The 19,304-nt window shown below is 40.3% G+C and carries 15 protein-coding genes and 5 tRNA genes; 4 read left to right on the forward strand and 16 right to left on the reverse strand.

The window, feature by feature from the left end:
- Positions 1 to 6: 6 nt before the first annotated feature.
- The 10 genes from L1D46_RS01665 to L1D46_RS01710 all read right to left on the reverse strand — a co-directional run bounded on the left by L1D46_RS01665 (position 7) and on the right by L1D46_RS01710 (position 7,656).
- Entirely contained in the window at positions 7 to 297 is a 291-nt protein-coding gene (locus tag L1D46_RS01665) for an HU family DNA-binding protein (protein WP_175580427.1), read from the reverse strand.
- A gap of 198 nt (positions 298 to 495) precedes the next feature.
- Positions 496 to 2,856, reverse strand: coding sequence for an endopeptidase La (gene lon, locus L1D46_RS01670; RefSeq protein ID WP_239976630.1), 2,361 nt, complete (start codon positions 2,854 to 2,856; stop codon positions 496 to 498).
- Between the two features lie 143 nt (positions 2,857 to 2,999).
- Positions 3,000 to 4,283 (reverse strand): ATP-dependent protease ATP-binding subunit ClpX, encoded by a 1,284-nt coding sequence (clpX, locus tag L1D46_RS01675; protein WP_054562074.1) that lies wholly within the window; start codon positions 4,281 to 4,283, stop codon positions 3,000 to 3,002.
- 135 nt (positions 4,284 to 4,418) lie between these two features.
- On the reverse strand, positions 4,419 to 5,036 hold the full coding sequence (gene clpP, locus L1D46_RS01680) for an ATP-dependent Clp endopeptidase proteolytic subunit ClpP (RefSeq protein ID WP_130050992.1): 618 nt from the start codon (positions 5,034 to 5,036) through the stop codon (positions 4,419 to 4,421).
- 273 nt (positions 5,037 to 5,309) lie between these two features.
- Positions 5,310 to 6,614, reverse strand: a complete 1,305-nt coding sequence (gene tig, locus L1D46_RS01685; protein ID WP_054553149.1) for a trigger factor — start codon at positions 6,612 to 6,614, stop codon at positions 5,310 to 5,312.
- Between the two features lie 529 nt (positions 6,615 to 7,143).
- A tRNA-Pro gene (locus tag L1D46_RS01690) sits at positions 7,144 to 7,220 on the reverse strand.
- Between the two features lie 40 nt (positions 7,221 to 7,260).
- A tRNA-Pro gene (locus tag L1D46_RS01695) sits at positions 7,261 to 7,337 on the reverse strand.
- A gap of 16 nt (positions 7,338 to 7,353) precedes the next feature.
- Positions 7,354 to 7,429 (reverse strand) — tRNA-His (locus L1D46_RS01700).
- A gap of 23 nt (positions 7,430 to 7,452) precedes the next feature.
- Positions 7,453 to 7,529 (reverse strand) — tRNA-Arg (locus L1D46_RS01705).
- 50 nt (positions 7,530 to 7,579) lie between these two features.
- A tRNA-Pro gene (locus tag L1D46_RS01710) sits at positions 7,580 to 7,656 on the reverse strand.
- A 341-nt stretch (positions 7,657 to 7,997) separates the two neighbouring features.
- Between L1D46_RS01710 and folD the strand changes: the two genes are divergently transcribed.
- A complete protein-coding gene (folD, locus tag L1D46_RS01715) occupies positions 7,998 to 8,852 on the forward strand; it encodes a bifunctional methylenetetrahydrofolate dehydrogenase/methenyltetrahydrofolate cyclohydrolase FolD (protein WP_130050991.1) in 855 nt (284 codons plus the stop codon).
- 47 nt (positions 8,853 to 8,899) lie between these two features.
- On the opposite strand, the gene L1D46_RS01720 is transcribed toward folD, so the two are convergent.
- Both L1D46_RS01720 and cysS read right to left on the reverse strand, forming a co-directional pair.
- On the reverse strand, positions 8,900 to 9,784 hold the full coding sequence (locus L1D46_RS01720; protein WP_130050990.1) for an EamA family transporter: 885 nt from the start codon (positions 9,782 to 9,784) through the stop codon (positions 8,900 to 8,902).
- Positions 9,785 to 9,918: 134 nt separating this feature from the next.
- The gene (cysS, locus tag L1D46_RS01725) at positions 9,919 to 11,298 is read right to left on the reverse strand and encodes a cysteine--tRNA ligase (RefSeq protein WP_167657986.1); all 1,380 of its coding nucleotides are present in this window, start codon (positions 11,296 to 11,298) and stop codon (positions 9,919 to 9,921) included.
- A 152-nt stretch (positions 11,299 to 11,450) separates the two neighbouring features.
- On the opposite strand from cysS, the gene L1D46_RS01730 reads away from it, so the two are divergent.
- Genes L1D46_RS01730 through L1D46_RS01740 form a run of 3 tightly spaced genes read left to right on the forward strand, consistent with a single transcriptional unit; the run spans position 11,451 to position 13,578 of the window.
- Positions 11,451 to 11,942, forward strand: a complete 492-nt coding sequence (locus L1D46_RS01730) for a peptidylprolyl isomerase (RefSeq protein ID WP_062569843.1) — start codon at positions 11,451 to 11,453, stop codon at positions 11,940 to 11,942.
- A 54-nt stretch (positions 11,943 to 11,996) separates the two neighbouring features.
- Positions 11,997 to 12,743, forward strand: coding sequence for a UDP-2,3-diacylglucosamine diphosphatase (locus tag L1D46_RS01735; protein ID WP_239976632.1), 747 nt, complete (start codon positions 11,997 to 11,999; stop codon positions 12,741 to 12,743).
- 37 nt (positions 12,744 to 12,780) lie between these two features.
- The gene (locus L1D46_RS01740) at positions 12,781 to 13,578 is read left to right on the forward strand and encodes a transporter substrate-binding domain-containing protein (RefSeq protein ID WP_239976634.1); all 798 of its coding nucleotides are present in this window, start codon (positions 12,781 to 12,783) and stop codon (positions 13,576 to 13,578) included.
- Here the strand turns inward: L1D46_RS01740 and L1D46_RS01745 are convergent.
- From L1D46_RS01745 to L1D46_RS01760, 4 genes are all read right to left on the reverse strand, one after another.
- The gene (locus L1D46_RS01745; protein ID WP_239976636.1) at positions 13,571 to 15,472 is read right to left on the reverse strand and encodes a HAMP domain-containing sensor histidine kinase; all 1,902 of its coding nucleotides are present in this window, start codon (positions 15,470 to 15,472) and stop codon (positions 13,571 to 13,573) included. The genes L1D46_RS01740 and L1D46_RS01745 overlap by 8 nt on opposite strands.
- 5 nt (positions 15,473 to 15,477) lie before the next feature.
- On the reverse strand, positions 15,478 to 17,700 hold the full coding sequence (locus tag L1D46_RS01750; RefSeq protein WP_239976638.1) for an EAL domain-containing protein: 2,223 nt from the start codon (positions 17,698 to 17,700) through the stop codon (positions 15,478 to 15,480).
- A gap of 237 nt (positions 17,701 to 17,937) precedes the next feature.
- Entirely contained in the window at positions 17,938 to 18,591 is a 654-nt protein-coding gene (miaE, locus tag L1D46_RS01755) for a tRNA isopentenyl-2-thiomethyl-A-37 hydroxylase MiaE (RefSeq protein ID WP_275668388.1), read from the reverse strand.
- Between the two features lie 240 nt (positions 18,592 to 18,831).
- Positions 18,832 to 19,304, reverse strand: a 473-nt coding sequence (locus tag L1D46_RS01760; protein ID WP_239976640.1) for a hypothetical protein, incomplete at its 5' end; no start/stop codon positions are given.

The raw sequence follows: 19,304 nt of genomic DNA on the forward strand, positions 1-19,304 counted from the left end.
TAATGATTAGTTTACTGCGTCTTTCAGCGCTTTACCTGCTTTGAAAGAAGGAATGTTTGCTGCAGCAATCTGGATAGTCTCACCAGTTTGCGGGTTGCGACCTGAACGCGCTGCACGCTCACGTACAGAGAAAGTACCAAAGCCAACTAGCGCTACAGAATCGCCATCTTTTAGAGCGCCTGAAACAGCCTCGATGAATGAATCTAGTGCACGACCTGCAGCCGCTTTAGAAATGTCAGCGTCAGCTGCGATTTGATCGATTAATTGAGATTTATTCACAATATCATCCTCTTTCATTGTTATTATCAAGAGCGATTGTTTTTATTAAAAAATAACATCACTGTTTTGAAAATTGATGAGCAAATTAAGTTTATGCTCAGTTTATTATATTTTTCTCAACCCTAGGCCACATAAGGCCTAGGCTTGAAAACTAGTGCTTAACTTATCATACCCTTTGTATTTGAAAAGCCCCTAAATGCACTTTTTTGCGGTTTTTTACTGGTTTTTTTCTATTTCGACAGAAAAACTCTCAACTGGATGCTTCAACGCCAGATTTAAAACGTCATCAATCCATGTAACTGGGTGAATTTCAAGGCCCTCTAATACGTTATCAGGGATCTCTTTTAAGTCACGTTCGTTAATTTTTGGAATAATAACGGTTTTAATACCACCGCGATGTGCTGCCAGAAGTTTTTCTTTTAAGCCACCAATTGGTAACACTTCACCACGTAAAGTGATTTCACCAGTCATAGCCACATCTGAGCGAACCGGGTTACCAGTTAGGCTAGATACCAAACCGGTTACCATGGCAATACCAGCACTTGGGCCATCTTTTGGTGTTGCACCTTCTGGCACGTGAACATGAATGTCACGTTTTTCATAAAAATCGCTATTAATGCGTAGCTTTTCAGCACGATTACGAACTACCGTCATCGCTGCCTGAATTGACTCTTGCATTACATCACCAAGCGAACCGGTGTAAGTTAGCTTGCCTTTACCTGGAACCGCAGCTGATTCGATAGTAAGTAAATCACCACCTACTTCAGTCCACGCAAGGCCCGTTACTTGACCAATACGGTCGCCGTCTTCTGCTTTACCATAGTCAAAACGCTGTACACCTAAGAACTCTTCAAGGTTGCTATCGTTGATAAGTACTTTTTTAGTGTCTTTATCAAGCAGGATGTTTTTAACTGCTTTACGGCATAGTTTTGACACTTCACGTTCTAAGTTACGAACGCCCGCTTCACGTGTGTAGTAGCGGATAATGCCAATGATTGCACTGTCGGCAATCTCAACTTCATGCTCTTTTAAGCCATTGCGCTTAACTTGTTTTGGAATTAAGTGCTGTTTTGCAATGTTTAGCTTCTCGTCTTCGGTATAACCAGATAAACGAATAACTTCCATACGGTCTAATAATGGACCCGGAATATTAAAGCTATTTGAAGTTGCCACGAACATCACATCAGATAGATCGTAATCAACTTCTAAGTAGTGATCGGCAAAATGGCTGTTTTGCTCTGGGTCAAGTACTTCAAGTAATGCTGATGCTGGGTCGCCACGCATATCTGATGACATCTTATCGATTTCATCTAATAAGAATAATGGATTCTTCACACCGACTTTAGTCATATTCTGGATTAATTTACCAGGCATAGAACCAATGTAAGTACGGCGGTGACCACGGATTTCCGCTTCATCACGAACGCCACCTAATGCCATACGCACATATTTACGACCCGTAGAACGTGCGATTGATTGACCAAGTGAGGTTTTACCGACACCAGGAGGACCTACTAAACATAAAATTGGGCCTTTTAGCTTATTAGTGCGTTGCTGCACCGCTAGATACTCAATAATACGTTCTTTAACTTTATCTAAGCCGTAATGGTCACTATCTAAAATCTTTTGTGCGCCAGCTAAGTCTTTTTTCACCTTAGAGCGTTTTTTCCAAGGTACATTGATAAGCGTATCAATGTAAGAACGCACAACGGTTGCTTCAGCCGACATCGGCGACATCATTTTTAATTTAGTTAACTCAGCGTTCGCTTTTTCTTGCGCTTCTTTAGGCATACCTGACTCTTCGATGCGTTTTTTAATTGCTTCGAATTCATCGGGTACATCATCAAGTTCGCCAAGCTCTTTTTGAATCGCTTTCATTTGCTCATTGAGGTAATACTCACGCTGCGATTTTTCCATCTGCTTTTTCACGCGAGTACGGATTTTCTTCTCAACTTGCAGTAAGTCAATCTCGCCTTCCATCAGCGCCATTAAGTACTCAAGACGCTCAGTAACATCGGCAATCTCAAGTACTTTTTGCTTTTCAGGTACCTTAAGTGGCATGTGTGCTGCCATGGTATCAGCAAGACGTGCGGCTTCATCGATACCTGACACAGAAGTAAGTACTTCTGGTGGGATCTTCTTATTAAGCTTTACATAGCCTTCAAATTGGCTAATTGCGCTGCGAATAAAGATATCTTGCTCTTGCTCGTCGATATGGCTTGATTCAATGAACTGTGCTTCAGCAACAAAGAAATCATCGTTATCTAAAAACTTTTCAACGCTCGCACGTTGTGTGCCTTCAACAAGCACTTTAACGGTGCCATCAGGTAACTTTAATAACTGAAGTACTGTGGCAATGGTGCCAACACGGTAGATATCATCTTGCTGCGGATCATCAACAGAGGCGTCTTTTTGCGCCACTAGGAAAATTTGTTTGTCCTTGTCCATCGCCGCTTCTAGGCATTTTATTGATTTTTCACGACCAACAAATAGCGGGATCACCATGTGTGGGTAAACCACTACATCGCGCAGTGCCAACACGGGGATTTCGACTCGATCTGTTCTCTCAAGCGTCATTATATTCTCTTCGCACTTCATTTATTTTAAAGATTACTCAAGTATATGGGGATATGTAAGGGAAAGTTCAACATATTTGTAAAAAAAGGAGCCTTTGGCTCCTTTTTCGTGTTTAACTGCTCAACTTTTAAACTATTACAGCTTTATTCTGATGCAGCTTTGTCTTGGTTACCGCTTTGGTAAATCAAAATTGGGTCTGATTCACCTTTAATAACGGTTTCATCAATAACCACTTTGCTAACATCATCCATTGAAGGTAGCTCATACATAGTATCTAGTAATACACCTTCAACAATTGAACGTAAGCCACGAGCACCCGTTTTACGTTCCATTGCTTTATGAGCAATAGCACTTAGTGCATCTTCACGAAACTCAAGCTCAACATCTTCCATAGCAAACAATGCAGAGAATTGTTTAGTTAATGCATTTTTTGGTTCGCTAAGAATTTGAATAAGTGCAGCTTCGTCTAGCTCTGTTAATGTCGCAACAACCGGAAGACGACCAATGAACTCTGGAATTAAACCGTATTTCACTAGATCTTCTGGTTCAACATCTTTAAATGTTTCGCTTAGGCTGCGGCTACCTGATGATTGCTTAACTTCAGCGCCAAAACCAATACCAGTATTCTTATGGCTACGTTGCTCAATCACTTTATCTAGGCCAGCAAATGCACCGCCACAAATAAACAGAATCTTAGATGTATCTACTTGTAAAAATTCTTGCTGTGGATGTTTACGACCGCCTTGCGGTGGCACAGACGCAACAGTACCTTCAATTAGCTTAAGTAAAGCTTGTTGCACACCTTCACCTGATACATCACGAGTAATTGATGGGTTATCAGACTTTCGAGAAATCTTGTCAATTTCATCAATGTAAACAATACCGCGCTGTGCTTTTTCTACATCGTAATCACATTTTTGCAGTAGCTTTTGAATAATGTTTTCAACGTCTTCACCTACATAACCTGCTTCAGTTAATGTAGTTGCATCAGCCATGGTAAATGGAACGTCAAGTAAGCGTGCCATGGTTTCAGCAAGTAATGTTTTACCACTACCTGTAGGACCGATTAATAGGATATTACTCTTACCAAGCTCAATGTCCGCATTGATTGTTTGATTGCGCAAACGTTTATAATGATTGTATACCGCCACCGACAGCACTTTTTTCGCGTGGTCTTGGCCAATCACGTAATCATCTAGGTGATCACGAATCTCTTTCGGCACAGGCAGTTTATCAGACGCATTATGCTTCGGCGCAATGTCTTTGATTTCTTCCCTGATAATATCGTTACACAGCTCAACACATTCATCACAAATGTATACTGAAGGGCCAGCAATTAATTTGCGAACTTCGTGCTGGCTTTTGCCGCAAAAAGAGCAATATAACAATTTATTACTTTTGTCGCCGTCTGTAGGAGTGTCAGACATTCAGCTACCTCATTTATTACGTTGGCAGTAGCATAAGGCTACTGCTAATTCACTATGTTTAACTATATCAAAGAATATCAGTTTTCGCATAGTAAAGGGTGATAGCTAACAATACGTTATTATTAGCTATTCAGATTACTTCGATTCGCGGCTTGAAAATACTGAATCAACTAGGCCGTATTCAACTGCTTCACTAGCAGTCATAAAATTATCACGGTCAGTATCACGAGAAACAACTTCTAGTGGCTGGCCAGTATGTTCAGCCATTAATCGGTTTAATTTATCTTTGATTGATAAGATTTCACGTGCATGGATCTCAAAATCAGATGCCTGACCTTGGAAGCCACCTAATGGTTGGTGGATCATCACGCGTGAGTTAGGTAAACAGAAACGCTTACCTTTAGCACCCCCTGACAGTAAAAATGCACCCATGCTTGCCGCTTGGCCAACACAAATAGTGCTTACATCAGGTTTAATAAAATTCATAGTATCGTAAATCGCCATACCCGCAGTCACAGAACCGCCTGGCGAATTAATATAAAGATAAATATCTTTTTCTGGGTTTTCTGATTCTAAAAACAGCATTTGCGCAAGAATCAAATTTGCCATGTTATCTTCAACTTGGCCAGTTAAGAAAATAATGCGTTCTTTTAAAAGACGTGAGTAAATATCATATGAGCGCTCGCCTTTAGCTGTTTGTTCAACAACCATAGGGACTAGTGCGTTTAGAGGGTCTGTCATACCGCTATTCATTCTTATTTAATTCCTTATCCGCTGCGACTCATCCTTACTATAAGGAAAGCACATTTATAATAATGTTAATTAAGCTGCCTATTCAATCTTTATAACTATATAGGAACTTATCAGAATAATTTCAATCCTAGCCGAAAAAAGTTCTGAAATAACATCAGTATTGTTGGTTTTTTTGAAACTGATACCACAAACTAAAATGGCCCGAGTACGCTGTATAAATACAGGGTAACACGAGCCATTTAATCGCTAGCGAGAGCTTAAGTCAATGACTTATTAAGCACCTTGCTGTGGATTCATGATGTCGTCGAATGCTTTTTCAACGTCAGTCACGTTTGCTTTAGCTAGGATTGCTTCAACTGCTTGCTCTTCCATAGCTACGTTGCGCATTTGCTGCATAAGCTGATCGTTTGCTTTGTAGTACTCTACTACTTCAGTTGGATCTTCGTATGCAGAAGCTACAGTTGCAATTAACTCTTCAACTTTAGCGTCGTCAACTTTAAGCTCGTTCGCTTTAATTACTTCACCTAGTAATAGGCCAGTCTTAACGCGAGTTACAGCTTGCTCGTGGAATAATTCAGCCGGAAGCTCAGGCATGTTTTTAGCGTCGCCACCGAAACGTTGTGCTGCTTGCTGACGTAGTGCATCAATTTCTTGATCTACTAGCGCTTTTGGCACTTCGATTTCGTTGTTAGCTAAAAGACCTTTGATAGCTTGGTCTTTAACGTTAGCTTTAACCGCTTGGTCAAGCTCACGTGTCATGTTCTTTTTAACTTCTTCTTTAAGAGCGTCAACACCGCCTTCAGCTACACCGAATTTAGTTGCGAACTCGTCATTAAGCTCAGGAAGCTCTTGAGTTTCAACTTTCTTAACAGTGATTGCGAAAGTAGCAGCTTTACCTTTAAGGTTTTCAGCATGGTACTCTTCAGGGAAAGTTACTTCAGCAACAACTTCTTCGCCCGCTTTTTTGCCAACGATGTTGTCTTCGAAACCTGGGATCATACGACCTTGACCAAGTTCTAGTGGGAAGTCTTCAGCTTTACCGCCTTCGAACTCTTCGCCTTCGATAGAACCAACGAAGTCGATAGTTACACGATCGTTCTCGCCTGCAGCTGCGTCAACTTCAGCCCAAGAAGCGTGTTGCTTACGTAAAGTTTCTAGCATGTTAGCTAGGTCTTCGTCAGTTACAGATACAGCTGGTTTTTCAACAGCGATTTTATCTAAACCTTGAATTTCAACTTCTGGGTAAACTTCGAAAGTTGCATCGAATTCTAAATCTTTACCAGCTTCTAACGCTTTAGGAGCGAAAGTAGGTGAACCAGCTGGGTTAATTTTTTCAGAAACGATAGCTTCGATGTAGTTGCGTTGCATTAATTCGCCAGCAACTTCTTGACGTACTGCAGCACCGTAACGCTTGTTGATGATAGACGCTGGTACTTTACCAGGACGGAAACCATCGATACGCTGGGTTTTAGACAGTTGTTGTAAGCGTTTTTTTACTTCAGTCTCAACGTTCTCTGCAGGAACGGTGATGGTCAGACGGCGCTCAAGGCCTTGAGTCGTCTCAACAGAAACTTGCATGATTTACCTCAATCTTCAATTTTGGCGACTTTTCGCCTTCCTTACAAACAAGGTGATCTCCATGAGTGATAGCAAGTTTTAACGCTGAATATTTCAACTTAAAACGGCGCATTGTAACCATGAGATACCATTGCTGCTTTGCCTCTATGGGCACTATGTTAAACAATAGACGCGGCATTATAACCTAATATTTATGATAGTCGAGTCTGGGGGGCAATTATTTGGCGTATATAGCAGCAAACAGCGTTTAAGTGCGTAAAAAACGAACGCAAAAAATAACAAAAGAGAATTAAGCTGATTTAAAAGGTATTGAAAAGAATTAAGTAGCTTCGGCTAGAGGGAGTGAAGCTTAAATTTTAAAAGAGGTCGGTAATGCAGTATTTGAACCTGCGACTGAATTGGAGGTACCCAAACAAATCGTTTTATGACCTTAAACTCTTTAAAAGTGGTCGGCGATGCAGGATTTGAACCTGTGACTGAATTGGAGGTACCCAAACCAATCGTTCTATGACCTTAAACTCTTTAAAAGTGGTCGGCGATGCAGGATTTGAACCTGCGACCCCTTGGACCCAAACCAAGTGCGCTACCAAACTGCGCTAATCGCCGATACTGAGAGAAGTTTTGAAAATTAAGACCACTTAAAAAGTGGTCGGCGATGCAGGATTTGAACCTGCGACCCCTTGGACCCAAACCAAGTGCGCTACCAAACTGCGCTAATCGCCGATATCTTAGAGTAAATTGGGGTGACTGATGGGGCTCGAACCCACGACAACCGGAATCACAATCCGGGGCTCTACCAACTGAGCTACAATCACCACGGCATTTACATATTTTCAAATGGCGCACCCGGAAGGATTCGAACCTTCGACCAACGCCTTAGAAGGGCGTTGCTCTATCCAGCTGAGCTACGGGCGCATCGAAAACTTCATAAGTTTGCCTGTAAGCACCATTTACAAAAAGTAAAGTGGTCGGCGATGCAGGATTTGAACCTGCGACCCCTTGGACCCAAACCAAGTGCGCTACCAAACTGCGCTAATCGCCGATGCTTACTATTGTTTGCGAGTGACCTCGTTAACAACGGGGTGCATAATAGTGATTTGACCGAGTTAGGTCAAACATTTTTTTAAGAAAATAATTCAATCGGTCACTTTTAGTTCATAATGGTTAAATATTGCAAATATAAGCTAAAATTTGAACTCTTTTTTATAAAGTAACGCTTTATATAAGATTGCATCTTGGCGCTATGATGCTTTTCTGCGAAAATACGCAACATAAATAAATATGATCAAACAAACATGATTTGTGTATCCACGCCCCCTTTATTGGATAATCATATTTAGATGTATCAGTATCAAGTTAACTAACCCCAATTAAAGGTCACCCATGACGGCAAACATCATCGATGGTAAGGCAATAGCTAAACAAGTACGCAGCAATGTAGCAGAGCGAGTTGCAGAGCGTGTAGCGAATGGATTACGCGCTCCAGGACTAGCAGTTGTGTTAGTTGGTCAAGATCCGGCTAGCCAAGTGTATGTTGGTTCTAAACGTAAAGCATGTGAAGAAGTCGGCTTTATATCTAAGTCTTACGATTTACCTGGCGACACGACTGAGCAAGACTTACTTGCATTAATAGATCAACTAAACGAAGACAAAGAAGTAGACGGTATTTTAGTACAATTGCCTTTACCGCAAGGTCTTGATGCTGAAAAAATTCTTGAGCGCATCACACCACATAAAGATGTTGATGGGTTTCACCCTTATAACATTGGTCGCTTAGCTCAGCGTATGCCGGCACTTCGTCCATGTACACCAAAGGGGATTATTACCCTACTCGACTCTACCGGTGTTCGCTACAAAGGTATGCATGCAGTCGTTGTTGGTGCGTCTAACATTGTTGGTCGCCCTATGTCACTTGAGCTATTACTTGCTGGCTGTACAACCACGGTATGTCATAAGTTTACTCAAGATTTAGAAACGCATGTTCGCCGCGCTGATTTATTAGTTGTTGCGGTTGGTAAACCTGAGTTCATTCCGGGTGATTGGATTAAAGAAGGTGCTATCGTAATCGATGTGGGCATTAACCGTCTTGAATCTGGCAAGCTTGTTGGTGATGTTGAATACGATATTGCTGAACAAAAAGCACATTTCATTACACCAGTACCTGGTGGTGTTGGCCCGATGACAGTGGCAAGCTTAATCGAAAACACGCTTGAAGCTTGTGAAAATTATCACAGCTAAGAAAAATTACTTTAGTAAAAGGGCTGCCAATTGGCAGCCCTTTTTTATTAGCTTGTTTGTTGCTTTAACAATCTTAGCTTTAACATCTGAGGTAGCACTGAAAATATGATCATCAAAAACATCAGTAGGTATTGCCAGTCTTGATACTGTTCGTTTATGAGCACAACAGCACACACTATTCCCGCTATTGGGTTGGCAATGGTGCCAAATGAAAACTCAGCTACACTCATGCGCCCTAATAACCAAACATACAGAGTATAGGCAATGGCTGTATTGGGAACGATTAACCAAAATAGCGCAGTATATTGAAGCGCTGAAATAGGCTCAAATACTACATGGTATTGCTCTGGGTTTAGCACACTTCCATCAATAAAAGCAGCAAGCAATAATAGGCTGCCTCCAATGATTAATTGCCAAGTAAGTACGACCCACCAATGTATATGCACAGACAAGCTTTGTACTAAGGTACTACCAATTACAATAGTAAGTAAGGCACCAAATAAAGCCGCAACTCCTAATACATTCAATGCCACATAAGCGGGATCAAATAATAGCCATGCAAGCACGACCAATGCCATAGCGCAGAATGCTTGAACTTTTGCTGGGCGCTGCCCTTTGGCAAGCCATGCATATAATAAAGCGACAACAGGCACTGAAACCATTCCCACACCTGCAATTGCTGCTGGAAGGTTGACTGCCATAATAAAAATAAAGGCAAAAAACAGCGCTATATTCACAGCACCTAAAGTCAGTAAACTGGGCCACTGCGAACGAGTCGGCAAACTAGGCTTAAGCAATAAAAGTAATAATCCTGCAGGTAAAGCACGCAATGCGCCTAATAAAAGTGGCGGCCAATCAGGTGTGGCATATTTGGTCACTGCATAGGTGGTGCCCCATAAGAAGGCGGGGATCATGGCAAGTATAATATTCAAAGTCTGTCCTTGTTAATACGAAGAGATGCCAATGTAAAACCTCAAGCAAAGTTGAGGTCAATAGCTATACCATCTAAAAACAAAAAAGGTTGCCACGTTGGCAACCTTTTGATGGGTAATGCCTCAATTGAGGCTTATGCTTTACGCCATGTTGTTTTACCAGCAGAATCTTCTAGTACAACACCAAGCGCATTAAGAGCATCGCGCGCTTCATCAGCAGCCGCCCAATCCTTGCTAGCACGGGCTTCATTACGTTTTGCAATTAACGCTTCGATGTGTGCAACTTCGTCATCAGCTTGACCACCTTGTAAAAAGGCTTCTGGATCTTGTTGTGCCACACCTAGTACCTCTGCAACACTGCGCAATACATAAGCAAGTTTTCCTGCTTGCTCTGCATCGCTATCTTTCACACGATTTAGCTCTTTTGCTAATTCAAATAACACTGGTAGCGCTTCTGGTGTGTTAAAGTCATCATCCATCGCTTTTCTGAATTTAGCCACATATTCATTGCTGGCTAAATCACACTCAATTGGTGCTACGCCACGCAGTGCAGTGTAAATTCGCTCAAGAGAAGAGCGCGCTTGCTCAAGGTTTTCTTGTGAATAGTTAAGCTGACTACGGTAGTGACCTGAAATTAAGAAGTAACGAACTGACTCAGCATCGTACTCTTTTAATACGTCACGTACGGTAAAGAAGTTGTTTAATGACTTAGACATCTTCTCTTTATTAACTTGAACCATACCTGTGTGGATCCACGTATTTACGTACTTGCCGTTATTTGCACAGCATGACTGAGCAATTTCGTTTTCATGGTGCGGGAACTGTAAATCTGAACCTCCACCATGAATATCAAAGTGTTCGCCTAAGTGCTTAGAGCTCATTGCCGAGCACTCAATATGCCAACCAGGACGACCCTCCCCCCAAGGAGATGACCATGAAGGCTCACCTGGCTTAGCTTTTTTCCAAAGCACGAAATCAAGTGGGTCTTGCTTATCTTGAGCAACTTCAACACGTGACCCTGCTTGTAGCATAGTTAGGTCTTGTTGTGACAAAGCACCATATTGCTCAAATGTAGAAACATCAAACAATACATCACCATCTGCAGCAACATAGGCATGGCCTTTAGCAATTAAACGCTCAACCATAGCGATGATTTCATCCATATGGTTTGTCACTGTTGGCTCAACATCAGGACGCAGCATATTTAAGCTGTCGAAGTCTTCATGCATCGCTTTGGTCATACGAGTCGTTAAATCATTAATTGACTCGCCATTTTCGTTAGCACGCTTAATGATTTTATCGTCAACATCGGTGATGTTACGTACATATTTTAAATCGTAGCCAATGTGACGTAGGTAACGCACAATCACGTCAAAACCTACAAAAGTGCGAGCATGACCGATGTGACAGTAATCATAAATAGTGATACCACACACGTACATGTCGATTTTGCCATCAACAAGGGGTTTAAACTGCTCTTTTTGTCGCGTAAGTGTGTTGTAAATTTGTACCATTTATAAAATGTCCTTAACGGTGTTTCGAGATTCTCTATGGTAACACTTGCAAAGCCGCCGCTCTAGCGCTTTATCAATTGAATAAGCACTTTGTTAATCCAAGGCAACTACTATAAAATAGCCCCATTATTAAACCAGATATAGGAAACCTCATGGTTGTACTACACACAAACTTTGGTGACATCACTATCAAGATGCACGAAAGCGACGCACCAAACACAGTTAAAAACTTCTTAGAGTATGCAAACTCTGGCTTTTACAACGGTACTATCTTCCACCGTGTAATTGATGGTTTCATGGTACAAGGCGGTGGTTTTGAGCCAGGTATGGTGCAAAAAGAAGTGAACAACCCTATCGAAAATGAAGCAAATAATGGCCTTGCTAATAAAGTAGGTACATTAGCAATGGCACGTACGCCGGATCCACATTCAGCGACTGCGCAGTTCTTCATTAACGTTAACGACAACGACTTCTTAAACTTCAGCAGTGAAACATCACAAGGCTGGGGCTACTGCGTGTTTGCAGAAGTTGTTGAAGGTATGGACGTGGTTAACAAAATTAAAGGTGTTGCTACAGGTAGCGCTGGTTTCCACCAAGACGTACCTCTTGAAGATGTAATCATCGAAAAAGTAACGGTTAGCTAATTTAATCGTTTAGTCATTTTAAGCGGGCCATTGCCCGCTTTTTTGCGAGTAACCATGAAACAAAGTTATTTTATTGCCGATCTCCATTTAACAGAAAACCGCCCAGACATTACTGCGGCATTTTTTAGTTTTCTTGATAGTAAGATTATTAATGATGACGTTGATGCGCTGTATATTTTGGGTGACTTTTTTGAAGTATGGGTCGGTGATGACTATCAAACTGAGCTTTCAAAGAGTGTTGCCGCACGTTTACGCCAAGTAAGCAAAAGTGGTACTGAGGTGTTTTTTATTCATGGCAACCGCGATTTCATAATGCGCGAAGACTATGCAAAAAGCGCGAGTATGACTTTATTACCTGAGCAGGTTGTTATTGATCTATACGGGACGCTCACAGTTATCCTGCACGGTGATGAAATGTGTACTCAAGATGTTGAGTACCAAAAGTTTCGTAAAAAAAGTCGTGGTTGGTGGTGGCCAAAATTAATGCTCGCTATGCCGCTTTGGTATCGCAAGAAAATTGCCCGCAACGCCCGAGAAAAATCAAAACAAAGCCAAGCTGGCAAAGCGTTAGAAATTCTAGATGTTACTGAGGATGCGGTATTAGCCATATTCGAAAAACATCAAGTTACGAATATGATCCACGGTCATACCCACCGCCCAAATGTGCACCATTATAATCTAGCCGATAAAACTTTGACGCGCACCGTCTTAGGTGACTGGTATGAGCAAGGTTCATATTTAAGAGTTACGCCCGAGCAACAAAAACTAGTCCACACTCCCTTTAAATCGCTGACATTTTAACTATGCTTTAACTATTATTGTAAAAAACGCATTATCTATGATTAGTCGGTTGAGCCTTTTTTGTTGCTGTTTACTATTTAGTTTTTCAATCAATTGTCAAACTTGGCAATTGGTAACAGAGCCTTATCCTCCTTATTTTATTGATAACTCAAGTAAGCCTGGCTGGCTTCACGAAGTTATAATTGCAGCGCTTAAAACCCAAAAACAAAAAGCCACCATTGAACACACCCATTGGGCTCGGGCATTAAAACTCGCAAAGCGCCATAAACGAGTAGCGGTGCTGGGGGCATTTTATACCGAGCAACGTGCAAGAAATTTTACATATTCGCAACCCTTGGCAACTGCACATACCGTGTTATTCAAGCGTGTTGATAACAAAGTAACCTACACAGGTTCACTATATTCATTAAAGCCTTATATAATTAGTAAAGGTGAAGACTATGTAGTTAGTGAAGAGTTTGAACATCACCCAGAATTGAGTGTGACAACAACAGGAAGCTTAATTGAAAGCTTATTATTATTGAAGCATGGTCGTGTTGATTTAGTAGCAGGCACTAAAGAAGTTGCCTTGTATTGGCTCGAGAATAGCGAACGCTTAAAGCAAGCAAAGCCAACAGAGTTAGAAATAATCACTCCTTACCTTGCAACTCAACAATTGCATGTAATCACCGAAAAAAAACACCCTCAAGGGGAGCTTTTTCAACAAAGTTTATATTTAGGCCTAAATGCGATTATGGCGTCTGGTAAACTTTTAGAGATACTGGAGCGATATGAGCTGAATGAAAGTGAAATGAGTCATATTACGCAGCTATACGAGCAAGCCTACTCTAACTAACCGTGCTCTTCTGCACGATTGGCAAAGTGATTTTAAACTTCGTTGCTATACCCTCAGGTAAGTCAGTATTTGCAACTAGCTGGATTTTTCCGTTTAGAACACTCGTAACCCACTCATGTACAAGGTACAAACCTAATCCTGTATGGCCATGCTTTCTAGATGTAGTCACGAAGGGATCAAATAAGTTGCTGCGTAGCGAGTCATCAATCCCACAGCCATTATCAGAGACGCTAATACAAAGATCACCTTGTTGATTTAAATTAACATGCAATCGAATGAGCTTGTTATCAAATTCATCAAAGGCGTGAGAAATTGCATTAACGATTAAACTCTCGATAACCTGAGAGATAATCCCAGGGCGACCAATAATGTCTTTTTTGACATCGATTTTAGTTTCTATAGATACTTTTGAGGCTTTAAAGCGGGATTTTAAACCAAGTAGTAGATCATCGATGACTTTTTCGATATTAAAACTAACGAGCTGATCATTTGAGCGGTCATGTGCCATTTCCTTAAAGCTTTTAACATGAGAGATAGCCTTATCTAAATTCAACTTTGATATCAATAGGTTGTCGTCAATTTTTTCAACGCTAGACTCTAAGAACTGCTTAGTGAAGCCTTCATCTATTTTATCTTTGAGTTGTTGATTAATTAATTGCGCATTCGATAATGAAATTGCAGCACCACCGAGTGGAGTATTCATTTCATGAGCTACACCTGCCACCATTAAACCAAGTGATGACAACCTTTGCGCTTCAATAAGCTCACCTTGTAATTGATGTTGCTGCTTTATATAACGTTGTAATTTGGTATTGGCAGCTAACAATTCTTGCTGCTCTCGCTCTAGGTGTGATCTGGCTTTTATAATTTTACGCTGATCTCGATAACTACGTTTCAGATACAAACCAGAAATTGATATTAAGGTAACAGCACAAGCTAACGCTATAATAAAAGATCGTAAAATAATCTCGTTTTGCACCGAATCATCAGCCTCTACTAGGACAACAATATCGTTTGTGCCAGCTGCGCTTTTATTGCCTAAATTCATTTTTAAAAAGCTAGTTGCATGACTATGTGATGCAATAAGATCCTGAGATTTTGGCAGCTGAGTGATGACTTGCCATAATGAGCTATCTTCGTTACCGAGTGTCAGCATCGGTTTCTCCAGCATAAACCCCCACTCTTTATCTTTGCGTGGATGTAACAACCAATAGCCTTCACCATTCACCAGTTGTATTTGTGCTTGTAAGGTACTGAGTGACTTAATTTGCTGTAAGGTTTTCGATAGGTCAAAATTGACAACCACTAGCCCATCTAATACAAAATCATCGCTTGTGGTTCGATAAGATGCTCTTAATGTTGGTTCATACGGTGTAACAACTGCGCCACGCTCGACATTTAAATCTATTGGTGTGATATAAACTTCACCCTGACTGTGCTCCATTCCCTCGGTAAAATAATAACGGCTACTTTTATTTTGTAACTGTTGTTTTGGTACTAGCTCTGCTTGTCCTGTTTTAAAGTTAACCCGAACCTTTTCTTGGCCTTTTCTATCTAACCAACGTATTTGCGAAATGTTTTCTGCTGCTAAACCAAAGTTCACAAAATGGATTTGTATCTGTTCCTCAAGTAATGCGCTTTCATCACTTTGCTTTAATATGTCATCGGCTACCAGCAACTGAACCACTTTACGTACATCACCAAGCTCACGGCTTAAGGTGTTGTGAGCGGCAAGTAAGGTGTTATCTTGCAAAAGCGTGACACTACTTTTTTGTATTTGGTATTGAATCACATAAACCATCAAGCTAATTAATAAGCTAACAGCAACCATGACCATAAATTTAAAAAGTAGACTTTTTTTCAGTGACTTATATTGGCTTGTTACTTCTACCATACTAGTTATTTAGACCTGCCCTTTAGCCATTGCAATGCATCATCATAAAACATGGGTTTTGCATAATAGTAGCCCTGCCCTATGTTACACCCAGCTTCAATAAGCCAGTTATGCTCGGCTTCTGTTTCAATGCCCTCTGCCGTTACTTCAAAGCCAAATTTATCTGCCAACAACATAATCATTTCGATAATGTGTTGGTTGGATTTTGACTCTTGGATGTTAGTCACAAAACAGCGATCTATTTTTATTATCTGCGCAGGAATTTCACTAATATGGGCAAGTGACGAATAGCCAGTACCAAAGTCATCAATACTAATTTTTATACCCAAGCCCGCAAAACGACATAAGCATGCGTTAATTTTTTCATAGTCAAAAATCGCTTGAGTCTCTGTTACTTCAAGCTCTAATAACGAAGGCGATATATCATACTCTTCAATACGTGCGGCAATCTCAACAAAGTAATCATCGGCTAACAAATCAAACGTAGATGCATTAAACGCAATTGGCAGGCTAACTCCCTGCTCTGCAAATTTCTTAATCGTTTGCATTATCTTGTCGAAAATAAGTTTATCTAACTCACTGATAAGTCCTGCTGTTTCAGCAAGTTCAATAAACTCATCGGGCCTAACAAATGTTCCATCGTCTCTTTGCCATCGCGCCAGTGCTTCAAAACCAACCACTTCATTTGTGGTTAAATTAACCTTGGGTTGTAGCGCTACTTGGAGCTCTTTGTTACGAATTGCGGTGCGCAACTCTTGCATCAATTCATAGCGCCGTGTAATAGCTTTAGTATTGTCTAATGTATAATAAAGAAGTTCAGCTCTCTGTGTGTTTTCTTCGTTGAGGGTCGACTCTGCAAGGTTAAAAATTTGCTCAGCATTATGTTGTTCAAAGGCGATTAGTTGCATAACTAAAATACGCACATCTAAAAACTGCCTTACTCCATCAATTTCAAAAGATTGACGTTTTAAAGAGTCAACAATACTCTCATCTTCAAATGCATGACTTGAAACTAAAACACCTAAACTATCACTTTTAAATACGGCAATACGAGGGTGATACGGCGCCAATGCTTGCAAAATATTCTCGCGCATTTTGAGATGTGTTTTTTTACAAAAATCATGGCCAAACCGAAATGACTTCTCGTCGAACTGAAGTATCTCAAACACCACTAACTGAGTTTCAGCTTGCTCGTATTTGTTCATGTTATCGATTTCGCGCTGGAGCCAATTTCTGTTAGGCATATTTAGCGTTATATCGGTATAAGCAAGCTCCGTAAGGCGGTTCATCAGTGCAATATTCGAAAAGCCCGTACTGACATTTTCACTAAAAACTTTGAGTAAAAATACATTATGCTCATCAATTGGCGTATCTGATTTTACAATCGTGATGTAGAAGCTAATATCAACATCACTGGTATCAAAGTAAAAAACACTATAATGCTCAGAGAAAACGTGTTCTTTTTTTTCTCTGGCTAAAATATAGGATTGTTGTGCTTCTTCACTGAGCAAATCTGTGCTGAGGTCTTTACCATCAAGCCCCCTAAAGCAGCCGATACTAGTAAGAACTTTAGGATGTTTATCAAAGTGCTTTTCATTACCAACACATAACACGCCGCCTCCCTTAGATAGGTGCAAAATTTTACCTATCTCATCTAGCACCGCATGGGAAAACGCACGTATATCGTGTTTACTGTTAATGCTTCTTGCTGCATCGAGTACTAGCTGAAGCCCTTGTTTAGCATTTGAGATTTGCGAAATGTATTGATAAGTACGAAGGTGGCTACTAACGATAGATTTAAGCTTATCTACCGTCATGTCTGACTTATTCCAATACTCGTCGATATCAAGCGATTGCATGACTTGTGGTTCAGGGGCAAAGCTTGGCTGCCCTGTTAATAGCACTATGCGTATATCGTTGTTACCTAATACATGGCGAATGGTATTCACAAGCCGTAGGCCTGAATCATCTTCTTCCATCACCACATCAAGAAATACAATAGCGATGTCTTTATGTCGGGATAATACAGATGATGCCTCTGACACTGAATTCGCGGTCAGTACCTCCAGTGACTGATTGTCATCGAAAGATATAGCATTAAAACTATTTAATAATGCTTGTTGATAGTTTAGGTCGTCTTCAACCGTTAATATTTTCCATTTTTTTTGAGTATGCGTTTGTTCAGAAGCACTCTCTTTAAACTCGAAAAACTCATTAGAATCACGCATAACGTCTCCTTTTGACAACTTATGATTCTATTTTACGAACATTAATAGATATCTAGGTCAAACGTAGTACAAAATATTTAAAGGTACAAATATTTCCCTGAAGATAAAAATAAGTAAGTCTCGGAAAAGTAATAAAAATTATAAACTACGACAAGGATAAGGCTTAATTATTAAAAAAACGGATTGTATAAGGTAGGATGAAGCAAAAGAGCGCCAAGCAAGCGCTCTTGGTTATTTTTACGCAGGCACACCGCTATGGAACTTAAAATCTTCATCTGGGGTTGAAATAAGATCGGCTTCAAGCTGACCAAAAAATTCAACACGCTCTGTAATATCAAATTCACTGATTTCTTGAGCAAGGGTTAAATAGTCTTGGTAATGGCGGGCTTCAGAGCGCAGTAGTGAAATATAAAAATCACCTAAACGCTTATCTACATGTGGCGCTAATTTAGCAAAGCGCTCACATGAGCGGGCTTCGATATAGGCACCAATAATTAACTTATCAACTAAAGCATCTGGCTCGTAAGTTTTTACATGGCGCAGCATACCTTTTGCATAACGACATGGGGTAATACTTTTATATTCAATACCGTACTCATCCATGATCTCAAGTACTTGATAAAAGTGATGCAGCTCTTCTTTAATCAACATAACCATTTTATCGATGAGGTCTTGCCCATAAGGTGAGTTCGATTTTGGGATCATTGATTTAGTCAGCTTGTTTTTATCTACAAGCTCACGCCAATCCCCTTCACGCTTATAAATAAGTGTTTCAAATGGTTTTAACCACTCAAGTAAAGCGTCACTACTTTGCTTATCAACCGCGTACTTACGAATTAAAAACATCGCACTTTGCGCGGCCTTTAATTCACTAAATGTAAATATGTGCATATAAAAATAAATATAACTAACACAGCTAGTTAGGATGTTTCTACTAAGTTAAGGACTGCGTAACTAGGTATATGAGATGAATAAGATTGAATTCCGGCTTAGGTATCTATATAATTATGTATGTGTGCCGAGTGCAGTAATTTTTAATTAGTTGGCAATTCAGCTAAGGGAATGTAAAAGAAATTTAATTCAGCTTTAAAATCCCATTAGGAGAAGCGAAATGATCATTAAACCAGTACATTAATCTAAGTGAGAGCTCACTGCTCTCATATCAGGGTCAAATCTAAGCTGCTGAGCTTTACTAGGTTCTATTTCATAAACGGCATTAAAGGCATCCTTAGCTTTTTTCAAATGTCCTTGCTTTCTAGTGACATCATACAAACATGATGCGTAGCACGATAAATTATAGAATCTATCCACAGCGAGAATTAGGTTATATTTAGGGTCAGCAGCCATTTCTTGTAAAAGTAACGCATCATTATACCGTCCATCGTAATAGTGTAACATGGCCATTTCTGAATATATCCAAGATATGCTCCTCAAATCACCGATATCTTTAGCAACTATCACAGCAGTTCTACTTATATGGAGTAAATTTTCTTTGTCTCTATGTCGCACCTCACTGTTCAAATAGCTATGTTTGATTGAACCTGACTCTAAATATTTTTCTGTATATTCTTTTAACTCATTTTTAAGAAGAGCTAAATCAACAC

Source organism: Pseudoalteromonas sp. Isolate3, assembly GCF_022398505.1.
Taxonomy (GTDB): domain Bacteria; phylum Pseudomonadota; class Gammaproteobacteria; order Enterobacterales; family Alteromonadaceae; genus Pseudoalteromonas; species Pseudoalteromonas apostichopi.

Excerpts from the sequence above, each read along its gene's own strand:
- L1D46_RS01665 (WP_175580427.1), bottom strand. The coding sequence starts at position 297 with ATGAAAGAGGATGATATTGTGAATAAATCTCAATTAATCGATCAAATC.
- lon (WP_239976630.1), bottom strand. The coding sequence starts at position 2,856 with ATGACGCTTGAGAGAACAGATCGAGTCGAAATCCCCGTGTTGGCACTG.
- clpX (WP_054562074.1), bottom strand. The coding sequence starts at position 4,283 with ATGTCTGACACTCCTACAGACGGCGACAAAAGTAATAAATTGTTATAT.
- clpP (WP_130050992.1), bottom strand. The coding sequence starts at position 5,036 with ATGAATAGCGGTATGACAGACCCTCTAAACGCACTAGTCCCTATGGTT.
- tig (WP_054553149.1), bottom strand. The coding sequence starts at position 6,614 with ATGCAAGTTTCTGTTGAGACGACTCAAGGCCTTGAGCGCCGTCTGACC.
- folD (WP_130050991.1), top strand. The coding sequence starts at position 7,998 with ATGACGGCAAACATCATCGATGGTAAGGCAATAGCTAAACAAGTACGC.
- cysS (WP_167657986.1), bottom strand. The coding sequence starts at position 11,298 with ATGGTACAAATTTACAACACACTTACGCGACAAAAAGAGCAGTTTAAA.
- L1D46_RS01730 (WP_062569843.1), top strand. The coding sequence starts at position 11,451 with ATGGTTGTACTACACACAAACTTTGGTGACATCACTATCAAGATGCAC.
- L1D46_RS01735 (WP_239976632.1), top strand. The coding sequence starts at position 11,997 with ATGAAACAAAGTTATTTTATTGCCGATCTCCATTTAACAGAAAACCGC.
- L1D46_RS01740 (WP_239976634.1), top strand. The coding sequence starts at position 12,781 with ATGATTAGTCGGTTGAGCCTTTTTTGTTGCTGTTTACTATTTAGTTTT.
- L1D46_RS01745 (WP_239976636.1), bottom strand. The coding sequence starts at position 15,472 with ATGGTAGAAGTAACAAGCCAATATAAGTCACTGAAAAAAAGTCTACTT.
- L1D46_RS01750 (WP_239976638.1), bottom strand. The coding sequence starts at position 17,700 with ATGCGTGATTCTAATGAGTTTTTCGAGTTTAAAGAGAGTGCTTCTGAA.
- miaE (WP_275668388.1), bottom strand. The coding sequence starts at position 18,591 with ATGCACATATTTACATTTAGTGAATTAAAGGCCGCGCAAAGTGCGATG.